The following is a 3,230-nucleotide window of genomic DNA, read 5'->3' on the forward strand; positions in this document are numbered from 1 at the left end:
ACGTCGCTCGCCGCCGATTGCGCCAACCGCTGCTGCACCTCTGCACTCACTTCGGTATGGCGTTCCCGGCGGAGCGCCTCTTCCAACAACCCCAGCGCGCGCGCTTCGCCGTCGCGACCGTAGGGAGCCAGCGGGCCGGTGCGCCGAGTTGGCTCGATCCAGCGCGCCGCCACCGCGATAATCTCCTCGTGCAGCCGCTCGGCGCTCTGCCCAAACAACGCCAACCGGCCCAGCATCACCACCCGCGGCACCGGATCGCTCACCCGCAACACACAAGCCCGCGACAGATGCTCGGTAAAGCCTTGGGCGCGGAACCGGGCCAGCAGCCGTTGCGCGATCCGGTGTTCGAGGTGCAAATGCACAAACTCATCGCTCAGCACGCCAGTATCGGCAAAGACAATCGGGCGGATCGGCGCCTCGCGCCGCCAATCGCTCAGACTTTGGTTGGCCGCGCGCGGCGCGCGCAAACTGTCGAGGATTGCGTTCCACGTTGGGTCAGACGCCAGCCGCTCGTTGTGCGCCGGCACACGCCACACCTCCCGGCCACTCTCGTCCACATCGCGTTGCAATGGCGGTGCGCCGATCATCTCTAGCGCGCTGTTCAACGCTTGCCGGAACGCCTCGGCATTGAAGTTCGTCCACCGCTGCGAGCGTTCTAACAAACTGCGGCAGCGCTCAATCTGCTCTTGCAGATCGCGTTCACGCTCACGGGCCTGCTCCAGCTCTTCGGCGATGCTCTGGCGGCGGAGCGCATCGAGATCGGTTTGTTCCAACTCGCGCACCAGCGCGTCCACGTCGCGGTGGCGAATCCCTTGGCGCAGCCGGCGTTCGATATCATCGTCAATCACCTTCGACAGACTGCCCAACTCGCGCTTGATCGTCTCGGTCTTGCGCACCAACACTTCCAGCACCCGATCCTCGACCCGTTGCGGCAAGACGAAATAGTGACAGCGCACTACCGGCTCTGGTTGCAACTTGCGGTCAATCCGGCCATTGCGCTGCTCGATCCGGCCGGGGTTCCACGGCAGATCGAAATGGAACAGATCGGCGCAATAAGCCTGAAAGTTCAAGCCCTCGCGCGCGGTGTCAGTTGCTAGCAAGATACGCAATGGATCGTGAGCCGGATCGGTGTTAAACCGGCGCTGAATCTCTTGGCGACGCGCGCTGCTGGTCAAGCCATCAATCACCTCGATCCGCTCCTCAGACCGATCGGTGCCGGCGATCGCGCGCGATAACATGTCAAGCAGATAGCGCTTGGTGCCTGCACGGTTTTCGGTGAAAATGAGCACTCGCCGGTTGTTCCAGCGCGGCGGCGGGCCAGTCACCGGCTGGCCGAACGGTGGCAGATCGGGGCAGAGATTGGCCCGGATCCAATCGATCAGATAGCGCGTCTTGGCATCGGGCTGGTAGCGATGAGCCTCAGCGATCCGCTGCATCTCATCGAGCAGCTCCTGCTCGCGCCGGCGCAACTCGGCGACCGAAGCGGCGCTGTTGCCGGCAGCGCCGCTTCGGTCCGCCGCCGTCAACGCCTCAATCGCCTTATCCTCCTCCTCCTGCAACTCAGCATCGCTCCACGCGCTCCGCTCATCGTCGGCGTCAGGCGCAACCGCCAGCAACTCCGCTTCTTCGGCCACCGCATCAAGCTCCGCTTGCCGCTCCCACTGCCGTTCGACCGTGGCCCGATGCACCTTCAGACTGCGGGCAAACGCCTCGATCGACGACAGCAAGCGTTGCTGCAACCCCACCATCAACAACGCAGCGGCGGTTTGCGCTTTGCGCGAAGCGGTTGCAAATCGCTGCTCGCGCAAGGAACGATACTCATCAAGCAACCGTGACAGCACCAACTCCGGCGCATCGTCCGGCAACCCGCTCAGCTCGATCCGGATCACCTCGCGGCGGGGGAAGCCGCCCTGCATCGCGCGAATATCCTCTTTCAAACGGCGCACCATCACTTGCTCTAGCGCCTTCTTGCCACGTATCTTCACGCCGCGAGTGAAACGGATTGGATCGAGCAATTCGAGCAGGGTCGCAAAACTATTCGAGTAGCCATTGTGCGGCGTCGCCGAGAGAAACAGCCGGTGCTCGAAGCGCTATGCCAGTTCGCGCACGGCACGGGTGAATTTGGATTCAATCCCATAGCGGTTGCCGGAAGCGGGAGCGGCGTGGTGCGCCTCATCGAGCACCAACAAGCTACCGGGCAAGAACGGGCCGAGCCACTCGCGCAGCGGGTCGGTGTAGGCCGAATCGATCAGCAAGCGGTGTGACACCAAAAACCGGCTATGAGTGCGCCACGGGTTCACGCCAAAGCCGCGCTCGCGGCGCATGCGGGCCACATACGCCCGGTCGAGCAACACAAACGTCAAGCCAAACCGTTCTTCCAACTCAGCCTGCCACTGCTCAAGCACCGACGGCGGCGCCGCGACTACCACCGTGCGCACCTTCTTGCGCAACAACAACTCGCGCATAATCAAACCAGCCTCAATCGTCTTGCCCAAGCCGGTATCATCGGCGATAAACAGATTCACCCGCGGCAAGCGCAACGCCTTGCGCAGCGGCTCCATCTGATAAGCATCAATCCGGATTCCGGCGCGAAACGGCGACTGAAAGAGATCGGGGTCGGTAGCGGTCACGCAATGCCAGCGCAGCGTATTGAGATAGGCAGCAAAGCGGGCCGGCGGGTCAAACCCGCGCGCCGCCAAATCGCTCCACAGCGCATCTTGCACAATCTGGCGGTCAAGTTCATACTCCCACCACACCTCTAGCGACTGGCCCTGCGCATCATCATCGGCGCAAGCCAACCGCACCCGACACGACTGGCCGGGTGCTGACGGTGGAATCACCTCTTCGACCAGCCACAGACGCGAACGCACCATCACCAACTGGCCAACTTCGGGGGTCTGCCACGGCAGATCAAGCAGCGTCACGCTATCACTCCTGAGTTACACCATACCGAACGAACTGCCGGTATTGTACCAGAGAAATGTGACATGTACGGTCACAGAGTTGCGGATGTGGAATAGCCACGAAAAGACGCAAAAGGCACAAACAATAAAAACCCTTTGCGATCGTTGCGCCCTTCGCGTCTTTGCGTTTGAATCCGCTGCGCCTTGGATCGCGTTGCGCCTTGGTGTTGACTCCCTCACCCCCCGGCCCCCTCGCCCACCTGACGGCGGGCGAGGGGGAGCCGCGCGATGGGCGGGCGAGGCATGGCGAGAGCGGCACCGAGCAGC

General features: G+C 62.8%; 2 protein-coding genes. Both read right to left on the minus strand.

Features of this window, described 5'->3' with window-relative positions:
• Window positions 1–1,949 (minus strand): helicase-related protein (locus U9R81_RS03035; protein WP_322494056.1); only part of this gene is annotated, 1,949 nt, incomplete at its 3' end.
• A 141-nt stretch (window positions 1,950–2,090) separates the two neighbouring features.
• Window positions 2,091–2,924, minus strand: coding sequence for a DEAD/DEAH box helicase family protein (locus U9R81_RS03040; RefSeq protein ID WP_322494057.1), 834 nt, complete (start codon window positions 2,922–2,924; stop codon window positions 2,091–2,093).
• Window positions 2,925–3,230: the final 306 nt, after the last annotated feature.

The sequence above is a fragment of the Chloroflexus sp. genome (assembly GCF_034435895.1).
Taxonomy (GTDB): domain Bacteria; phylum Chloroflexota; class Chloroflexia; order Chloroflexales; family Chloroflexaceae; genus Chloroflexus.